This is a genomic window from Streptomyces sp. NBC_00667, assembly GCF_036226825.1.
Lineage (GTDB): Bacteria > Actinomycetota > Actinomycetes > Streptomycetales > Streptomycetaceae > Streptomyces.
The window spans coordinates 5,522,128-5,538,884 of record NZ_CP109022.1; the positions used below are offsets into that span (position 1 = coordinate 5,522,128).

15 protein-coding genes and 1 pseudogene are annotated in these 16,757 nt (G+C 71.6%); 6 read left to right on the plus strand and 10 right to left on the minus strand.

Going from position 1 to position 16,757, the window contains the following annotated elements; all coding sequences use genetic code 11:
* Positions 1 to 126: 126 nt before the first annotated feature.
* The 7 genes and pseudogenes from OHA81_RS25245 to OHA81_RS25275 form a co-directional block, all read right to left on the minus strand.
* A complete protein-coding gene (locus OHA81_RS25245) occupies positions 127 to 1,185 on the minus strand; it encodes a serine hydrolase domain-containing protein (protein ID WP_329199481.1) in 1,059 nt (352 codons plus the stop codon).
* An 88-nt stretch (positions 1,186 to 1,273) separates the two neighbouring features.
* Positions 1,274 to 2,371: a glycosyltransferase family 4 protein gene (locus tag OHA81_RS25250; RefSeq protein ID WP_329199482.1), complete on the minus strand. Its 1,098-nt coding sequence runs from the start codon at positions 2,369 to 2,371 to the stop codon at positions 1,274 to 1,276.
* Complete coding sequence (locus tag OHA81_RS25255) at positions 2,368 to 2,904, minus strand: dCTP deaminase (RefSeq protein ID WP_329199484.1); 537 nt, start codon at positions 2,902 to 2,904, stop codon at positions 2,368 to 2,370. The genes OHA81_RS25250 and OHA81_RS25255 overlap by 4 nt, the downstream gene beginning before the upstream one ends.
* Positions 2,901 to 3,437, minus strand: coding sequence for a dCTP deaminase (gene dcd / locus OHA81_RS25260; RefSeq protein ID WP_329199486.1), 537 nt, complete (start codon positions 3,435 to 3,437; stop codon positions 2,901 to 2,903). The genes OHA81_RS25255 and dcd overlap by 4 nt, the downstream gene beginning before the upstream one ends.
* Entirely contained in the window at positions 3,434 to 4,663 is a 1,230-nt protein-coding gene (locus tag OHA81_RS25265; RefSeq protein WP_329199488.1) for a bifunctional metallophosphatase/5'-nucleotidase, read from the minus strand. The genes dcd and OHA81_RS25265 overlap by 4 nt, the downstream gene beginning before the upstream one ends.
* The gene (locus OHA81_RS25270; RefSeq protein WP_329202545.1) at positions 4,660 to 5,946 is read right to left on the minus strand and encodes a UDP-N-acetylglucosamine 1-carboxyvinyltransferase; all 1,287 of its coding nucleotides are present in this window, start codon (positions 5,944 to 5,946) and stop codon (positions 4,660 to 4,662) included. The genes OHA81_RS25265 and OHA81_RS25270 overlap by 4 nt, the downstream gene beginning before the upstream one ends.
* A gap of 138 nt (positions 5,947 to 6,084) precedes the next feature.
* Positions 6,085 to 6,534: pseudogene (locus tag OHA81_RS25275) on the minus strand (ATP-binding protein); the annotation flags it as partial.
* Between the two features lie 74 nt (positions 6,535 to 6,608).
* On the opposite strand from OHA81_RS25275, the gene OHA81_RS25280 reads away from it, so the two are divergent.
* Genes OHA81_RS25280 through OHA81_RS25290 form a run of 3 tightly spaced genes read left to right on the plus strand, consistent with a single transcriptional unit; the run spans position 6,609 to position 8,898 of the window.
* Positions 6,609 to 7,877 carry a helix-turn-helix domain-containing protein gene (locus OHA81_RS25280; RefSeq protein WP_329199489.1) on the plus strand — a complete coding sequence of 423 codons (1,269 nt, stop codon included), beginning with the start codon at positions 6,609 to 6,611 and terminating at the stop codon, positions 7,875 to 7,877.
* Positions 7,874 to 8,428, plus strand: coding sequence for a flavoprotein (locus tag OHA81_RS25285; protein ID WP_329199491.1), 555 nt, complete (start codon positions 7,874 to 7,876; stop codon positions 8,426 to 8,428). Before OHA81_RS25280 ends, OHA81_RS25285 begins: the two co-directional genes overlap by 4 nt.
* Positions 8,429 to 8,481: 53 nt before the next feature.
* Positions 8,482 to 8,898, plus strand: a complete 417-nt coding sequence (locus OHA81_RS25290; protein ID WP_329199493.1) for an NUDIX hydrolase — start codon at positions 8,482 to 8,484, stop codon at positions 8,896 to 8,898.
* 272 nt (positions 8,899 to 9,170) lie between these two features.
* On the opposite strand, the gene OHA81_RS25295 is transcribed toward OHA81_RS25290, so the two are convergent.
* Entirely contained in the window at positions 9,171 to 10,268 is a 1,098-nt protein-coding gene (locus OHA81_RS25295; RefSeq protein ID WP_329199494.1) for a magnesium and cobalt transport protein CorA, read from the minus strand.
* Between the two features lie 122 nt (positions 10,269 to 10,390).
* On the opposite strand from OHA81_RS25295, the gene OHA81_RS25300 reads away from it, so the two are divergent.
* Positions 10,391 to 11,515 (plus strand): winged helix DNA-binding domain-containing protein, encoded by a 1,125-nt coding sequence (locus OHA81_RS25300; RefSeq protein ID WP_329199496.1) that lies wholly within the window; start codon positions 10,391 to 10,393, stop codon positions 11,513 to 11,515.
* Positions 11,516 to 11,558: 43 nt separating this feature from the next.
* On the plus strand, positions 11,559 to 13,238 hold the full coding sequence (locus tag OHA81_RS25305) for an AMP-binding protein (protein ID WP_329199497.1): 1,680 nt from the start codon (positions 11,559 to 11,561) through the stop codon (positions 13,236 to 13,238).
* A gap of 70 nt (positions 13,239 to 13,308) precedes the next feature.
* On the opposite strand, the gene OHA81_RS25310 is transcribed toward OHA81_RS25305, so the two are convergent.
* Both OHA81_RS25310 and OHA81_RS25315 read right to left on the minus strand, forming a co-directional pair.
* Entirely contained in the window at positions 13,309 to 13,797 is a 489-nt protein-coding gene (locus tag OHA81_RS25310; protein ID WP_329199499.1) for a glutathione peroxidase, read from the minus strand.
* A gap of 45 nt (positions 13,798 to 13,842) precedes the next feature.
* Entirely contained in the window at positions 13,843 to 14,655 is an 813-nt protein-coding gene (locus OHA81_RS25315; protein ID WP_329199501.1) for a hypothetical protein, read from the minus strand.
* 258 nt (positions 14,656 to 14,913) lie between these two features.
* Between OHA81_RS25315 and gcl the strand changes: the two genes are divergently transcribed.
* Entirely contained in the window at positions 14,914 to 16,701 is a 1,788-nt protein-coding gene (gcl, locus tag OHA81_RS25320; RefSeq protein WP_329199502.1) for a glyoxylate carboligase, read from the plus strand.
* Positions 16,702 to 16,757 lie beyond the last annotated feature (56 nt).

Genomic DNA, 16,757 nt, shown 5'->3' on the forward strand with positions numbered 1-16,757 from the left:
GGGGTGGCGGCCGCCGCACCGCTGCCGTGACGTGTCAATTCGAGCCAACGCAACATGAGCGACGCGCTACAAAGGGCACTCAGGGAGTTGACGCCTGCGTAAGCCACCACGCGGACGCAGCTGCAGTCAGGCTTGGATCCTCGGAACATTCACCGGGAATGCGCTGAGACGGTAGGCGTTGCGGATCTGCGTCAGGGGTTCGCGGTCGCGGTTGAAGCGGAGTTTGTTGGTGAGGAGGACGGCCCAGCGGCCCTGGGTGGGGCTGATCCACATGCCGGTGCCGGTGAAGCCGTAGTGGACCCAGACGTCCTCGGCTGGGTCGGTGCCGGGGGCGGGGTGCCAGAAGAGGCCGCGGGCGGGGGTGCGGGTGCCGGTCTGGAGGTGGAGGGAGTTCTTGATCCAGGTGGGGCCGAAGGCTGCCTGGGTGGGGGCGAGCATGTGGCGGAGGAAGAGGGCGAGGTCGTCGAGGACGGAGAAGGTGCCGGCGATGCCGCAGACGCCGCCGAGGAGGCGGGCGGAGAAGTCGTGGGCGGTGCCCTTGAGGTGGGTGCCGGTGGTCTCGTCGTACTCGGTGGGGGCGCAGCGGGCAGCTTCGGCGGCGGGGAGGGGGCCGAAGCGGGTGCGGGTCATGCCCAGGGGGTGCCAGACGCGGTCGGTGGCGAGCCGGTCCAGGGGCTGGCCCGACAGGTGCTCGGCGAGGTAGCCGAGGACGAGGGCGGCCCGGTCGGTGTACTCGACGGCCTCGCCCGGCGGGCGGTGGAGGGCTTCGTGGAGGACGCCGTCGCGGATGTCCTGGGGGTCGGTGCCGTATAGGTTCTTCAGGTTGGCGCGGAGGGGCAGGCCTGCGGTGTGGGTCAGGAGGTGGTGGGCCGTGGCCCGGGCCAGGGGGTGGCCGGCGACCTCGTCCCAGAAGGTGCCCAGAGGGGCGTGGAGGTCGAGCTTGCCCTCTTCGGCGAGAGTGCCGATCGTGGACCAGACGGCGAGGATCTTGGTGAGGCTGGCCACGTCGAAGACGGTGTCCAGCCGCATGGGCTCGTCGGGCCGGTCGGGGTCGAGGAGGCCAGCGGCTCCGCTCGCACGGATGCCGTCGGCGTCCCCGACCGCCCAGACCGCGCCGGGGTAGACCTCCTCGCGTACGCCGGTCTGCAGGAGGTCTTCGATCCGGGCGGTGGAGGGCGTGGTCATGGTCTCCCGATCGTCGTACGGCCGCGGGTGGTCCGCTGGCCAGCCTAGTGACGTAGCCGGGGCTGGCCCGACTGCGCCACGGGTGGTGTCAGGTGAGCCGTTGGCCCAGGTCGGTGATGGCCGAGGCGGTGGCGCTGAGGGGGAAGCGGGCGGCGTTGGTGCGGCCGGCCGCGCGGAGCAGTTCGAGCAGGCCCGGTGTGGTGCGGAGGCGCTTGAGGTCGTGGGCCGCGGTGGCTGGGGTGGTGAAGTCGGTGGACATGCCGGTGCCGGCGAGGGCCTCGGTGAGGCCGGGGACGGGTTGGTAGAGGACGGGGAGGCCGCAGGCCTGGGCTTCGAGGGCGACGAGGCCCATGGCCTCCAGGGTGGTGGAGGGCACGGCCAGGACGTCGTGGTCGGCGAAGACCTTCCACAGTTGCCGTCGACGGAACCAGCCGAGGTAGCGGACGTGGACGCCGTGCTGGCGGATGACCGGTACGAGGTCCTGGAACTGGGTCCGGGGTGCGGCGACGCTCAGTTCGATGGAGGGCGTGGCCGCGACGGCTTGGAGAAGGGGTTCGAGGCCCTTCTCGGAGCTCACGCGGCCTGCGAAGAGGACGCGCAGGTGGCTGGTGCGGCGTCGTGCGGGTCGGGGCGGGGGAGCGGTCAGGAGCTGGTCGGGGACACCCCACGGGATCTTCTCGATCTTGCGCTGGTCGGTCTTGGGGGCGAGCTTGAGCAGACGGTCGGTCATCGCGTGGGTGGGGACGACGATCGCGTCGGCCGCGGTCGCTGCCTCGCGCAGGACGCGGAGCTGGGTGCTGTGGTTCTCGGCGTACAGGAGGTCGGTGCCGTGGACGAACGCGATGCGGGGGTGGCGGGGGAAGGCGCGCAGGAGGGCAGGGGTGGCGCCGAAGGCCAGGTGGTGGAGGTGCAACACGCTGATCTGCTGCGGGTCGACGGCGGCCGTGAGGGCGTGACGGAGGTGGGTGACGTACCGGTTGAAGCGGTCGCCGCCGATGCACTTCCCGGTGGCGTGGAGGAGGTCGAGGCCGACGGGTGTCCGGGGGCGGGGCCCGTCGGGGGCGAGCATGAAGGCGCGGGCGGGGACGGCGGGCCGCTCGCCGGTGTAGAGGTCGAGGAAGAGCTCGACGCTCCCGCCGGGGCTCGGGTAGGTGAGGTCTAGGGCGGTGGCGACGAGGCGGTTCACCGGCGGCCTCCGGGGTTCTCCTCGTAGAGGCGGGAGATCTCGATGCCTTCGCTGGTGCGGTACTTGAGGCCGTGCTGCTGGTAGCTGGCCGGCGTGCCGTGGGTGCTGAGGAAGACGAGCTTGCCGAACGTCATGCCGGGCCGGATGCGCACGGGGCGGGTGGCCCTGATCTCCAGGGTCCAGCGGATGGCGTGGCCCTGGTGGCCGAGGGGCGCGGAGACGTGGACCCAGATGCCGAGGCAGCCGGTGGTCCGGTCGCCGTTGAGGAGTTGCGCGTAGGTCTCGGATCCGGTCCGCTCCAGGGTGTGGCCGAGGTAGAGGTTGCCGGGTTCGAGGACGTAACCGTCGTCGGGGAGGGTGAGTTCGCGGAAGGCGGTGGGGGCGGCGGCGTCCAAGTCGCCCTGGCAGATGCGGAGGGTGCTGCCGAGGCGCCAGTCGTATGCGTTGGGGGAGAGGCGGCCGGGGTCGTACGGGTCGATGGTGATGTGGCCCGCGTCGCGGGCGGCGGCGATGGCCGGTCCGGTCAGGATCACGACGTCACCGCCGAGGGGTCGACGTCCCGCCAGTAGGCGGAGGGCTGAGGCCCGTCGGAGGCCTGGTACTTGCCCGTGTACAGGTCGATGGCGCCCTCGGAGACGAAGAACATGATCTGCCCGATCTTCATCCCGGCGTAGACGCGGACGGGGCGGGTCGGGGTGAGCATCAACGTCCACTGCCCGTGGAAGCCGATGTCGCCGATGGGCGCGGTGATTTCGACGAAGAGTCCGAGCCGGCCCACGGAGGACCGGCCGAAGAGCAGCGGGACGAAGCGGGCCGAGCCCACTTCCTCCATGGTGTGTCCGAGGTACAGCTCGCCCGGCTGCAGGGTGTGGCCGTCCTTGCCGACCTGGATGCGGTGGGTGCGGTTGGGGCGGTGGGAGTCGAGGACGTCGTCGGTGTAGGTCAACAGGGTAGGCCCGAGGCGGACGTTGTAGCTGTTCGGGTTGACCTGGGAGGAGGAGAAGGGGTCGATGCGCAGCCGCCCGTCGCACGAGGCGGAGATGATTTCCGGACCGGTCAGGATCACTGGTCGTCTCCGTTCGTGAGGGTGCTCCGGATCGCGGAGCCCAGGCTGAGGCCGGCGGGACGGGGCCGGCCGCCCAGGCAGCTGTCGGCCAGGTAGTCGGTGGTCAGCACGTTCGTCAGGCCAGCCGGAAGCGGGTCGGGAGAGGTGATGAGCGGTCCGACCCGCTCGGTGAGGTGGCTGAGGAGGGCTTCGGTGTCGTGGCGGTGGGCCGGTGCGATGCGGGCCTCGACCAGGGAGTTCGCGAACGGCTCGATGGTCAGCAGATCGCCTGTGGTCAGGACTTCTCCCAGGACCGTGGTGCGGAGGGCGGTCTCGTTCAGGACGACGGCGTCCCTGCCCAGGCCGCTCCGGAGCCGGTCGGCCACGTCTTGGACCAGGGCCCGGCGATCGAGCTGTTCGTTCCGGTACGGTTCCGCGATCCGGCCCAGCGGCTCGGCCAGCTGTGCGTCGAACGCCGCGATCCGGTCCCGTACGGAGGCCAGCTCGGGCGGCAGGACGGATGGGGTGGTGTCCGCGGTGTCAGAGAAGAGGGCGGTCCGGCCGACCCAGCGGTCGGGGGCGTGCGTGGCGACTGCGTAGCCGACGCCGAGCTCGCGGCCCTTCAGGACGAGGGTGCGGCCGATGTGGGTGGGGCCCGTGTGACCGCTGTGGCAGTGGCCCGCGAAGATCACGTCCAGGAAGGGGCAGGCTTCGGCGAGCCCGAGGTCCTCCTCGAAGCCGGAGTGGCTGAGGAGCACCCAGGAGTCGACCTCGTGGTGGTGCGCCAGCATCAGCTCGCGCAGGGCCTGCACCGGCTCGACGGCCCGCTGTCCCAGCCGTTGGGCGACCGGGATCGAGTCGAACGCCTGGAGCCCGATCACCCCGGTGACGGCCGTACGCCGGCCTCCGATCTTCACGACGTGGAGCCGCCGGAACAGCGGGTTGTCGGTCGAGTCGTCGACTGTGTTCGCGCATACGGTCCGCTGGTGCAGCGCGGGCTCGAAGTAGTGCGTCCAGCCGTGGTTTCCGGGGGCGATGACGTCGTACAGGCCGAGCAGGACGTCCCGTTCGAGCTCTCCCTGGCCGAGCTGGTAGTAGCCGGTGCCCTCGAAGAAGTCGCCGCATTCCACGAGCAGGCTGTCCGACCGTGCCTCGTGGAGGTGGCCGAGGAAGGAGGCGTCGGCGCCGAGGGAGGAGTGGACGTCCGTGGTGGCCAGGATCCGTTGGATCGTTCGGCTCGCGGTCACGGGGCGACCTCGCAGATGTCGGCGCCGAGCTGGAGGAGCTTGCCGGGTAGGTCGGCGTGGCCCCGGCGCAGCTGGTCGACTCCGCCGAGGGTCGTGATCCCGCGGGCGGTCAGGGCGGCCACCATGAGGGCGGAGCCGGTGCGGATGTCCGTGGCTTCAACACCGGCTCCGGTGAGGCGCTGGGGACCGGTCAGGCGGCACTCGGTGGGTGAGATCTCCTCGATGTCGGCTCCGAGCCTCGCCAGCTGGGGCAGGAGGTTGCCGTGACGGCCGGGGTTGATCGAGTCGGCGAACAGGTGGGTGCCGGGCCGGCCCAGGGCGAGGGCCATCAGCGGCGGCTCGAAGTCCGCGTCCAGGCCCCTGGGTGCGAGGGTGGCGATGGCCCGCAGTGGCCGGCCCGTCGGGTTGGCGTTGCTGGCGTCGACGAGGAGCGTCTCGTCCCGCACCGATGTGGGGATGCCCAGCTGCTGGAGCGTTGCCTGGAACAGCACGAGGTCCCGGCCGTGGATGCCGTCGATCCGGGCCTTGCCGCCGGTGGCGGCGACGGCACAGGCGAGCGTCCCCGCCTCGATCTTGTCGCCAGGCACGCGCCAGGCCGGAATCTTGTCGGTGGGCGTGGATGCCGGATCGAGGGCGAGGACTCGGTCATTCACCTTGGCCTGCCAACCCACCGAGCGCAGCGCGTCGAGCACGGCCAAGACCTCCGGTGAGAGGTTCGGGAGTCCCAGGCGCAGCGCCCGGTCGGCGACGACCGCCCGCAGCACGGCGGCGATCGTCGCGCCGCGCGACCGGAAGGGCAGCGCGTGCGAGACCGTGCCGCCGCTGCCCTGCCCGCCAGCCTCCACGGCATACCCGGCATCCCGGACGGTGACGTGGTCCCCGAACGCCTCGTACACCTTGAAGTGCAGTTCCATCCCGCGCTGCCCGATCCGGCAGCCGCCGGGCCAGGGAAGCCGGGCGCTGCCCCGTAGGGCGAGGAGGGCGGGCACCAGGTAGTACGAGGCCCGGATGGCCGAGGCGCCGCTCAGGTCGGGCGCGGCAGACGGGTGCTCGGGGGCCATGACGAGCAAGGTGTCCGGCCGTCCGACGGCCTGCGCCACGTGCCAGCCGGTCCCGTGGAGGAGGGCCACCATCGCCTGGACGTCGGCGCTGGCCGGAACGTTCTCCAGCTGGACGTTCCGACGTACGGCCGCCGCGGTCGCCAGCAGGGGAAGGGCGGCGTTCTTGGAGCCGTCGACGATGACGGAGCCGACGAGCGGGCTGCCGGGGCGTACGGCGATCACTTCGGCGTTCGAGGCCGAAGCGCGGGTGAGTGCCACGATCAACTCCTTTGGTCGGGAGGATTGGGGAGGGCGGAGGCCGTGGGGTGGTCCGGGCGGGGCGGCGAGGTCGAATTCGGCCCAGCAGGACTTGCCCGAGGAGCCTCGTTCGACGCCGTGCTCGTCGGCGAGGGCGGCAATGATCAACAGACCCCTGCCGTGCTCGGCCTCCGGGTGGACGGCGCACTTCCGGGGGACGGCCGAGCTCTGGTCGCGGACCTCGAAACGCAGCCGGTCGCCGCGCAGGCGAGCTGTGATGGATGCGGTCCCGGGGCCTCCGTGCCGGACGGCGTTGGCCAGGAGCTCGCCCGCCACCGTCTCCGCTCCGTGTAGGTCGTCGGTGACCGCGCTCCGGCGCCAGCCACTGACCTCGTTCATCAGCGTGCGCCGTGCGCGGGCGGCGCCTTCCGGCGTACCCGTCACCGGCAGGGTGACCTCGTGCACTTCCATGGGCGGCCTCCTGGATGGGTGCGGTTCCACCAGGCAAGCGGGCCGAGGGGGCAGCCCGCGACGGAGCACGCAGGTCGTGCATCGTTCATGCAGCTTCTGCATGGCGCGCAATTTCCCTACCGATAGGCTCGGTTGAGCAGGCAGGATCGGTCTCGGCAGAAGGGGCCGTGGCGCAGATGGCCGACACACAGGGCGAGGCACACCGCGTCGGTGCGCTGATCCGCCGGGCAAGGGTCTTACAGAGCCGCACACAAGCGGACGTGGCTGCCGAACTGGGTTATCACCAGTCGAAGATCAGCCGCCTGGAGGGCGGCCGCGGAACCGACGACATCCGGGTCCTCCGCGAAGTCGCCCAGGTGCTGCGGATCCCGCCGGCCCACCTCGGGCTCGCTGAGGCCGCCCGGGAAGCCAAGTCCCCCGATCCGGAGACAGACGACATGCGCCGCCGTACCTTCCTCGCCGCCGGTGTCACCGCGCTGACCGCCCCCGTGCCCGCCGCGCACCCGGCGCTGGTCCAGGCCCTCCTGCCCGGCGTGCTCGCCACCCCGACGACGGAGCCGGCCTCGACGGACCGGCTCCACCTACGTGCCACCGCCATTCGCAGGCTGCTGACCACGTGCGACTACGCGGAGCTGGAGCGCACGCTTCCCGGACTGATCACGGATCTGCGCCATGCCCTCGGCAGCTCGTCACGGCCCGAGGAGGTGTCCCGCTTCCTCGCCACGGCCTACCAGACCTCGGCCAGCCTCTTCCTCAAGCAGGGGGATGCAGGAACGGCCTGGCTGGCCGTCGGGCGAGCCGTGGCGGAGGCCGAGCGCTTCGGTGACCCCCTCGTCCTCGCCGCCAGTGTCAGGCTCCACGCGCACGTCCTCGTCCGCGAGAAGCACGCCGGCCAGGCCGTCACACTGATCCAGCACACCGCTTCGCAGCTCACCGGCTCGTACGACCGTCGCTCCCCGCACCACCTCGCCGTCCTCGGGCTGCTCCTGCTGCGCGGAGCCACGGCCGCGAGCCGCGCGGACGATCGTGCAGCCACGGGGGAGTTCCTCGCCGAAGCGGAGGAGGTGGCCCGGTACGTCGCTCTGGACCGGCCGGACGCCTGGGCCATCTTCAGCCCGACGAACGTCACCCTGCACCGGATCAGCGCGGCGGTCTCCTTCGGCGACGCGGGCATCGCCCTCGACGCGGCCCGCCCGCTCATGCACCGCCACATCCCCATCCCCGAGCGCCGCGCCGCACTCTGGATCGAGGCCGCCCGCGCCTACGCCCAGCAGGGCCGCCTGGCCGACGGCTACCAGGCCCTGCGGATCGCCGAGACCTGCGCCGCCCAGGACGTACGCCGTCCCGCCGTCCGCGAGCTGGTCGCCGACATGGCCGCGCGGGACCGCCGACGTACGCTGCCGGAGCTCCACCACTTCAGCCGCCGACTGGGAGTACCCGCGTGACCGAGCCGCAGTCCAAGCCCTTCCTGTACGTCGTCGTGTGTGCCGCCGGCATCGCCGGCGACGTTGGCAGACTCATCACCGCGGCGCAGGAACGGGGCTGGGAGGTCGGGGTCATCGCCACCCCGCAGGGTGTCGAGTTCCTCGACACCCTGTCGATCGAGGAGCAGACCGGGTACCCGGTCCGGTCCGCCTGGCGCTCGCCCGGCGAGGCACGGACGTACCCGCGGGCCGATGCCATCGCGGTCGCGCCGGCCACGTTCAACACGGTCAACAAGTGGGCAGCGGGCTTCGCCGACAACCTGGCCCTCGGCATCCTCTGCGAAGCCCCCGGCATGGGCGTTCCCACGGTCCTGCTGCCCTACGTGAACACCGCGCTCGCCGCCCACCGTGCCTACCGGCGCAGCATCGACGAGCTCCGGAAGATGGGCGTGCTGATCGGCAGCTACGAGCCCCACCGTCCGAAGTCCGGCGGCGGGGCGGACCGCTTCCCCTGGAGGGAAGCGGTCGATCTGCTCGCGCCGCTCCTCCGTGCTGGGGCCGAGCCGCAGTGACCGTGCCGGCATCGCCCCTCGGGGCGGTCGGCCACCCGACCTGGAGGAGCAACGTGGAGCAGCAGAACGCTGAGTGTCGACCGGCCATCGCAGCGGCCGTCGTGGTGCACGAAGGCCGCGTGCTGATCGTGCGGCGTCGGGTCAGCGAGGGGCGCCGGCTCTCCTGGCAGTTCCCCGCCGGTGCGGTTGAGCCGGGCGAAGCCCGGGAGGAGGCCGCTGTACGCGAGACCCTGGAGGAGACCGGTCTCACCGTGCAGGCGCTGAAGCTGCTCGGGGAGCGGATTCACCCTGACACCGGCCGCTCGATGTCGTACACCGCCTGTGAGGTAGCCGACGGCCACGCGCATGTCGTGGACACCGACGAGCTGGCCGAACTCGCGTGGGTGGCCCACGCCGACATCTCTGAGTACATCCCGTACCGTCTGTTCGAGCCGGTGCAAGAACACCTCGACGCCGTCCTGGAGCGCTGACGCGGACTGATCGCGCGCATTGCGTCCGTCCCGCGGCCGCAGCCTCCCGTCAGCCGGTCCCGAAGTCGGTCGGGAGAAAACCCCCTCCCGAACGGCCAGTTCCTGCGGAGCGCGGTCAGCGACGACTGCGCCGGGCGCCGCGCCCGTTGAGGCGACGATGCGGAGTCCGCGACCCCTTGCCGCGCATTCTCGCTAAATTCTCCCACCGGGCCGCTGGGGGCGTGAGCCATGGTTCGCTTGCGCTCGGTCGATGAAGCGCGTGAGGTGGGTCGTTACAGCCAGTCGCGCTTCTTGAAGATGACGTAGAGGCTGACGCAGACGACTGCCATCAGGAGGAGGGCGAAGGGGTAGCCCGCCGCCCAGTGGAGCTCCGGCATGGTCTCGAAGTTCATGCCGTAGATGGTGCCGACCAGGGTGGGGGCGAAGAGGATGGCGGCCCAGGCGGAGATCTTCTTGATCTCCTCGTTCTGTTCGAAGCCGGCTTCGGCCAGGGCGCGCATTTCCGCGTTCTGTTGCTGGGAGACCAGGGTGGCGTTGACCGTCAGGATCTCGGTCAGGGCCTGGCGGAAGCCGTCCACGCGTTCGCTGGTGTGGGTGACGTGGTCGGCGACGTCGCGGAGGTAGCGCTGGAGTTCCTCGTCCGTGCCGTACTTGGCGAAGCCGGCCATCAGGCCGTGGAGCATGCCGACCAGCGGGCGGGTGGCGCGCTGGAACTCGACCATCTCGCGGGAGAGTTCGTAGATGCGGCGGGAGACTTCGGGGTCGCCGCGGAAGACCTCGGTCTCGATCTCGTCGATGTCGTTCTGGACTCCGGCCACCACCGGGGCGTAGCCGTCGACCACCGCGTCGAGGATGGCGTAGAGGGCGGCCTCGGGGCCCAGGGAGAGCAGTTCCGGGGCGGCCTCCATGCGGCGGCGGACCGCGGACAGGTCGGGGGCCGCGCCGTGGCGGACCGTGATGAGGAAGTCCTGGCCGACGAAGACGTGGAGCTCGCCGAATTCCACCTCCTCCGGCGCGTCCAGGTAACGGGCGGCGCGCAGGACGACGAAGAGGGTGTCGCCGTAACGTTCCAGCTTGGGGCGCTGATGGGCCTCCAGGGCGTCCTCGACGGACAGCGGGTGGAGGTTGAACTCGGCGGCCAGGGAGTGGAGTTCGGACTCGGTCGGGCGGTGCAGGCCGATCCAGGCCATGCCGTCGGGCTGTTCGCGCAGTTGCCGGAAGGTGTCGGCCAGGGTGGCGGGGGAGGCCACGCGGCGGCCGTCGCGGTAGACCGCGGAGTCGACCACGCTGCGGTGGTCCGACGGCGTCGGCGCGGAGGGCCGCGGTCGGCCCGTGCGCGGCGTGGGGCGGCGGTCTGGGCGCTCCGGCATCGCAGTCAGCTCCCGAGGTGAGCGATTTTCCATGGGCGAAGAGCACGATATACGGGCAAAGGGGGTGGCCGCCGTGGAAGTCGCGGACAGAGGGTGTCCGCGAGCCGCGTTAGCGTGCGGTCATGGCCTCATCGACCACCCACCCGGTCCTCGGCGCCCGTGCACTGAGCCGTGCCACGCTCGCGCGCCAGCTGCTGCTGCACCGCACGCCGATGCCCGCGGCCGACGCCGTCTCGCACCTCGTCGGGCTCCAGGCGCAGAACGTCCGGCCGCCCTACTTCCAGCTGCACGCCCGTCTCGCCGGCTTCCGCCCCGCGGAGCTCGCCGCACTGATGGAGTCCCGGGAAGTGGTCCGCATGGTCACCATGCGCTCCACCCTCCACACCCACACCGCGCACGACGCCCTCACCCTCCGGCCGCTCGTCCAGGAGGCCCGCGACCGGGAGCTCGGCAACTTCCGCTCCGGGCTCACCGGAGTCGACCTGGACCGGCTGGCGCGGACCGCGCGGGACTTCGTGGAAGCCGAGCCGCGCACCATGGGGGAGATCCGGGAGGAACTCCTCACCCACTGGCCGGGCGCCGACCCGCAGGCCCTGTCCGTGGCCGCCCGCTGCCGGCTCCCGCTCGTACAGGTCACGCCCCGCGGCGTGTGGGGCCGCAGCGGCCAGGTCCGGCTCACCACCGCCGAGCACTGGCTCGGCCGGCCGGCCGGGGAGCCCCAGCGCCTGGACGACGTGGTGCTGCGCTACCTCGGCGCCTTCGGACCCGCCTCCGTGAAGGACATGCAGACCTGGGCGGGCCTGACCCGGCTGCGGGAGGCCTTCGAGCGGTTGCGGCCGCGCCTGGTCGTCTTCCGGGACGAGAACGGCGTCGAGCTGTTCGACCTTCCCGACGCACCCCGCCCCGCCCCCGACACCCCCGCCCCGCCCCGTTTCCTCCCCGAGTTCGACAACCTCCTGCTCTCGCACGCCGACCGCGCCCGCGTCGTCCCCCCGCGGCTCAAGGGGCGCAGCTGGTCGGGCAACCAGGCCCACCGCACCCTCCTCCTCGACGGATGCCTCGCCGGGCTCTGGACAGCGGAGGCGGGGGTGCTCACCGTCGAGCTGTTCGACCCGGTGCCGCAGGCGGCCGAGGAGGAGATCGCCGCCGAGGGGGAGCGGCTCCTCGCGCAGATGGGGACGGGTCCGGGAACGCAGGAGGTCCCCGCCGGAGCCGGCCGCATCCGCTTCGGGTCAATCCGGGGCTGACGTCGGCCTAGTGATCCACAGCGCCACGCGGCACGATTCCCCCATGACGGAGAACAGCGCCACCGCACAGTTCCTGGCCGCCCGCGACTTCCTGCTCGACCGCCGCGGGGACTACGAAGCCGCCCGGGCCGGCTTCACCTGGCCCCGCCCCGAGCGCTTCAACTGGGCCCTGGACTGGTTCGACCACATCGCCACCGGGAACGGCGCCGACGCCCTGCGGATCGTCGAGGAGGACGGCACGAGCCGGGGGGTCTCCTTCGGGGAGCTGGCCGTGCGCTCGGACTCGGCCGCGAACTGGCTGCGCGACCAGGGCGTCGGCGCCGGCGACCGGATCCTGCTGATGCTCGGCAACCAGCGCGAGCTGTGGGAGGTGATGCTCGCCGCGATGAAACTGCGCGCGGTCGTCATCCCCGCCACCCCGCTGCTCGGCGCGGCGGACCTGCGCGACCGCGTCGAGCGCGGGCAGGTGCGCCACGTCATCGTGCGCGCCGAGGACACCGGCAAGTTCGACGAGGTGCCCGGCACCTACACCCGTATCGCCGCCGGACACGAGGTGCCCACCGGGTGGCGCCGCCTGGAGGACATGTACCAGGCGGACAGCGGGTTCACGCCCGACGGCGAGACCCTGGCCGACGACCCCCTGATGCTCTACTTCACCTCCGGCACCACCGCCCGTCCCAAGCTGGTCGAGCACACGCACGCGTCGTACCCGATCGGGCACCTGTCCACCATGTACTGGGTCGGACTGCGCCCCGACGACGTCCACCTCAACATCGCCTCGCCCGGCTGGGCCAAGCACGCCTGGTCCAACCTCTTCACGCCCTGGAACGCGGGCGCGACCGTGTTCGTGTACAACTACACCCGCTTCGACGCCGAGCGGCTGATGGCGGAGATGGACCGCGGCGGCGTCACCACCTTCTGCGCCCCGCCGACCGTCTGGCGGATGCTGATCCAGTCCGACCTCGGCCTGCTGCGCAACCCGCCGCGCGAGGCCGTCGCCGCCGGAGAGCCGCTGAACCCGGAGGTCATCGAGAAGGTCCGCCAGGCCTGGGGCGTGACCGTCCGCGACGGATTCGGCCAGACCGAGACCACCCTGCAGATCGGGAACTTCCCGGGCGCCCCGGTCAGGCCCGGCTCGATGGGCCGTCCGGCGCCCGGCTACGAGATCGTGCTCCTGGACCCGGTCACCGGCAAGGAGTCCCCCGACGAGGGGGAGGTCTGCGTGGACCTGCGCACCCGGCCCGCCGGGGTCATGACGGGCTACCGCGACGACCCCGAGCGGACGGCCGAGGCGATGGCGGGCGGTCTCTACCGCACCGGCGACATTGCCTCGCGCGACGCCGAGGGCCACCTCACCTACGTGGGCCGCTCGGACGACGTCTTCAAGGCCTCCGACTACAAGATCAGCCCGTTCGAGCTGGAGAGCGCCCTGCTGGAGCACGAGGCCGTCGCCGAGGCGGCCGTCGTCCCGGCCCCGGACGCGGTGCGGCTCGCCGTCCCCAAGGCGTACGTCACGCTCGCCGCCGGCTGGGAGCCGGGGGAGGAGACGGCCCGGGTGCTCTTCGCGCACTCCCGGGCGGTGCTGTCCCCGTACAAGCGGATCCGCCGGATCGAGTTCGGCCCGCTCCCGAAGACCGTGTCCGGCAAGATCCGCCGGGTGGAGCTGCGGGAGCTCACCGAGGCCGGCTCGACGGCGGAGTACGACGAGGCCGACCTCCGCTGAGCCCGGCCCCGACCCGACCCCGGCCCGGGCCACGGCCCGGCCGGGGCCAGGGCCGGGACCGCCGAGGTGATCAGGCCGGCAGCTGCGCCTCGATCGCCGCGATCACCTCGGGCGCCTCGGGCTCGGTGCGCGGACGGAAGCGCGCCACGACCTCACCGGCGGGGGAGATCAGGAACTTCTCGAAGTTCCACTGGATGTCCCCCGCCTCCCCGTCCGCGTCCGGGGTCTTCACCAGCTCCTGGTACAGCGGGTGCCGGTTCTCGCCGTTGACCTCGGACTTCTCCAGCATCGGGAAGGTCACGCCGAAGCCCGCCGCGCAGAACGTCTGGATGTCGTCCGCGGAGCCCGGCTCCTGGCCGCCGAACTGGTTGCAGGGCACGCCGATGACGGTGAAGCCCTTCTCCTCGTACGCGAACTGCAGCCGGGCCAGCCCCGAGTACTGCGGGGTGAGGCCGCACTGGGAGGCGGTGTTCACCAGCAGGATCGCCTTGCCCTTGTAGGCGGCCAGGCTGGTGGGCTCGTCGGACAGGGTGGTCAGCGGGATGTCGTACAGGCTCATCGGGCTCGTTCTCCTCAGCGGACGCGACTACGCAATGTCCCGAGCCTATGGCCCCCCACCGACGAGTGCGTCCGCCGGGTCGTTGACGGGCTGCGGCATGCCCGTGAGGTCCATGACGAACAGCGGTATCCCCAGGTCGTCGGCGCGCGCCCGGGCGTCCGAGGTGTACCCGGCGAGGGAGAAGTAGACGCTGGTCGCGGAGGCGGTCAGCCCGTTCAGCCACACGCACTCCACCGCCCGCAGCCCGGCCGGCGCGGTGCTCGGGTCCACCTGGGCGACCACCCCGGGAGCCCGCAGGTCCACCGCCGCCGACGGTATCGGCGGCCCGTCGGGCTGCCGTACGTCCTGGAAGCCGAGCCAGCGCAGGTACAGCGCGGCCGTCGCCACCGCGTCCCGGGCCGTACGGATGGTCACGGGCCGGAAGGGCGGACGCGACGCCGGCGCACCCGGGAGCGGTACCGGCCCCGGTCCCGCCCGGCGCGGAGCCGCCGGTCCGGGCCCCGGCCCGCGGGTCCCGCCACCGCCCGGTCCCGCGTCCTCACCCGCGCCCGCGCCCGCGGCGCCCCGCGTACCGGCGGCCGCCCCGGGCGGCTCCGGCGCGTGGACGGGGATCAGCACCACCGTCCCGCACGAGGCGCACCCCACCTCCGGGTGCGGCCACTCGCTCTCCCGCCCGCAGGCCGCGCACCGCACGGTCACCCAGCTGTCCGTCCACGTCCGGTGCGTCAGCGGCAGCGGGGGCGCCGCGAGGTCCAGCGGCGGGGTGATCGGGCTCCCGCAGGCGCACGGGTAGACCGGCGCCGCATAGGCGTTCTCGCGCTGGCACGCCGGACACCGCACCGGTACCGCTTCCGCCATGGGACACGTACCCCCTCCGTCGCTGTGCGTACGTCCATGGTCCACGACGCGCGACCGGCCGGGGCGGCGTCGCCCCGAATTCCGCCACCGAGGTGGCGTTTTTGTGCGACAGACCGAGCGAGACGCGGCATTTGGTGGGTTCCGGGGTGCTGAAGCGCCTTGACGTGCGCAGAACTCGCCGCTTAGCTTGTTCCGTATAGCAGAACAAAACTTCCGTATGACGGAAACTGCCTGACCGCCACACCGCAGGAGACCTCGATGCCTCGTATGACAGCCGCCGCCGCTGCAGTGGAGATCCTCAAGCGCGAGGGTGTCGCGCACGCGTTCGGCGTCCCCGGCGCTGCGATCAACCCGTTCTACCGGGAGCTCAAGAACGTCGGTGGCATCAAGCACACCCTCGCCCGCCACGTCGAGGGCGCCTCGCACATGGCGGAGGGCTACACCCGCACCGCGCCCGGCAACATCGGCGTCTGCATCGGCACCTCCGGCCCGGCCGGCACCGACATGATCACCGGCCTGTACTCGGCGATCGCGGACTCCATCCCGATCCTGTGCATCACCGGCCAGGCCCCGGTCTCCAAGCTCCACAAGGAAGACTTCCAGGCCGTCGACATCGCCTCGATCGCCAAGCCGGTCACCAAGAAGGCCACGACCGTCCTGGAGGCCGCGCAGGTCCCGGGCGTGTTCCAGGAGGCCTTCCACCTGATGCGCTCCGGCCGTCCCGGCCCGGTCCTCATCGACCTGCCGATCGACGTCCAGCTGACCGAGATCGAGTTCGACCCCGAGACCTACGAGCCGCTGCCGGTCTACAAGCCGCGCGCCACCCGCGCCCAGGCGGAGAAGGCCGTCCGGTTCCTGCTGGAGTCCGAGCGCCCGCTGATCGTCGCCGGTGGCGGCATCATCAACGCCGACGCCGCCGACCTGCTGGTCGAGTTCGCCGAGCTGACCAACGTCCCGGTCATCTCCACCCTGATGGGCTGGGGCGTCATCCCCGACGACCACGAGCTGAGCGCCGGCATGGTCGGCGTCCAGACCTCGCACCGCTACGGCAACGCGACCTTCCTGGAGTCGGACTTCGTCCTCGGCATCGGCAACCGCTGGGCCAACCGTCACACCGGCTACAACCTGGACGCGTACCTCGGCGACCGCAAGTTCGTCCACGTCGACATCGAGCCCACCCAGATCGGCAAGATCTTCGCCCCGGACTTCGGCATCGCCTCCGACGCCAAGGCCGCGCTGGAGCTCTTCATCGAGATCGCCAAGGAGCTCAAGGCCGAGGGCAAGCTCCCGGACTACAGCGCCTGGGTCGCCTCGCACCTGGAGCGCAAGGGCTCGCTGCAGCGCCGCACGCACTTCGACAACATCCCCATGAAGCCGCAGCGCGTCTACGAGGAGATGAACAAGGCGTTCGGCCCGGAGACCCGCTACGTCACCACCATCGGTCTGTCCCAGATCGCCGGTGCGCAGATGCTGCACGTCTTCAAGCCGCGCCACTGGATCAACTGCGGCCAGGCCGGCCCGCTCGGCTGGACCATCCCGGCCGCGCTGGGCGTCGCCTCCGCCGACCCGGAGAACCCGGTCGTCGCGCTCTCCGGTGACTACGACTTCCAGTTCATGCTGGAGGAGCTGGCCGTCGGCGCGCAGCACAAGATCCCGTACGTCCACGTCCTGGTGAACAACGCCTACCTGGGCCTGATCCGCCAGGCGCAGGGTGGTCTCGGCATCAACTTCGAGGTCAACCTGGAGTTCGAGAACATCAACGCGCCCGAGCTGGGCGTCTACGGCGTCGACCACGTCAAGGTCGTCGAGGGCCTCGGCTGCAAGGCGATCCGCGTCACCGACCCGAACGAGCTGGGCGCCGCCTTCGAGGAGGCCAAGAAGCTGGCCGCCGAGTACAGCGTCCCGGTCGTCGTCGAGGCGATCCTGGAGCGCGTCACCAACATCTCGATGAGCAAGACGGTCGACATGAGCGACGTCACCGAGTTCGAGGAGCTGGCGACCGAGCCGGGTCACGCCCCGACCGCGATCCGCCCGATCACGGTCTGATCCCGCAGCCCCTGACGCACCCGCGCACGAACGAACGGCCCCTGGAAACCACTAGT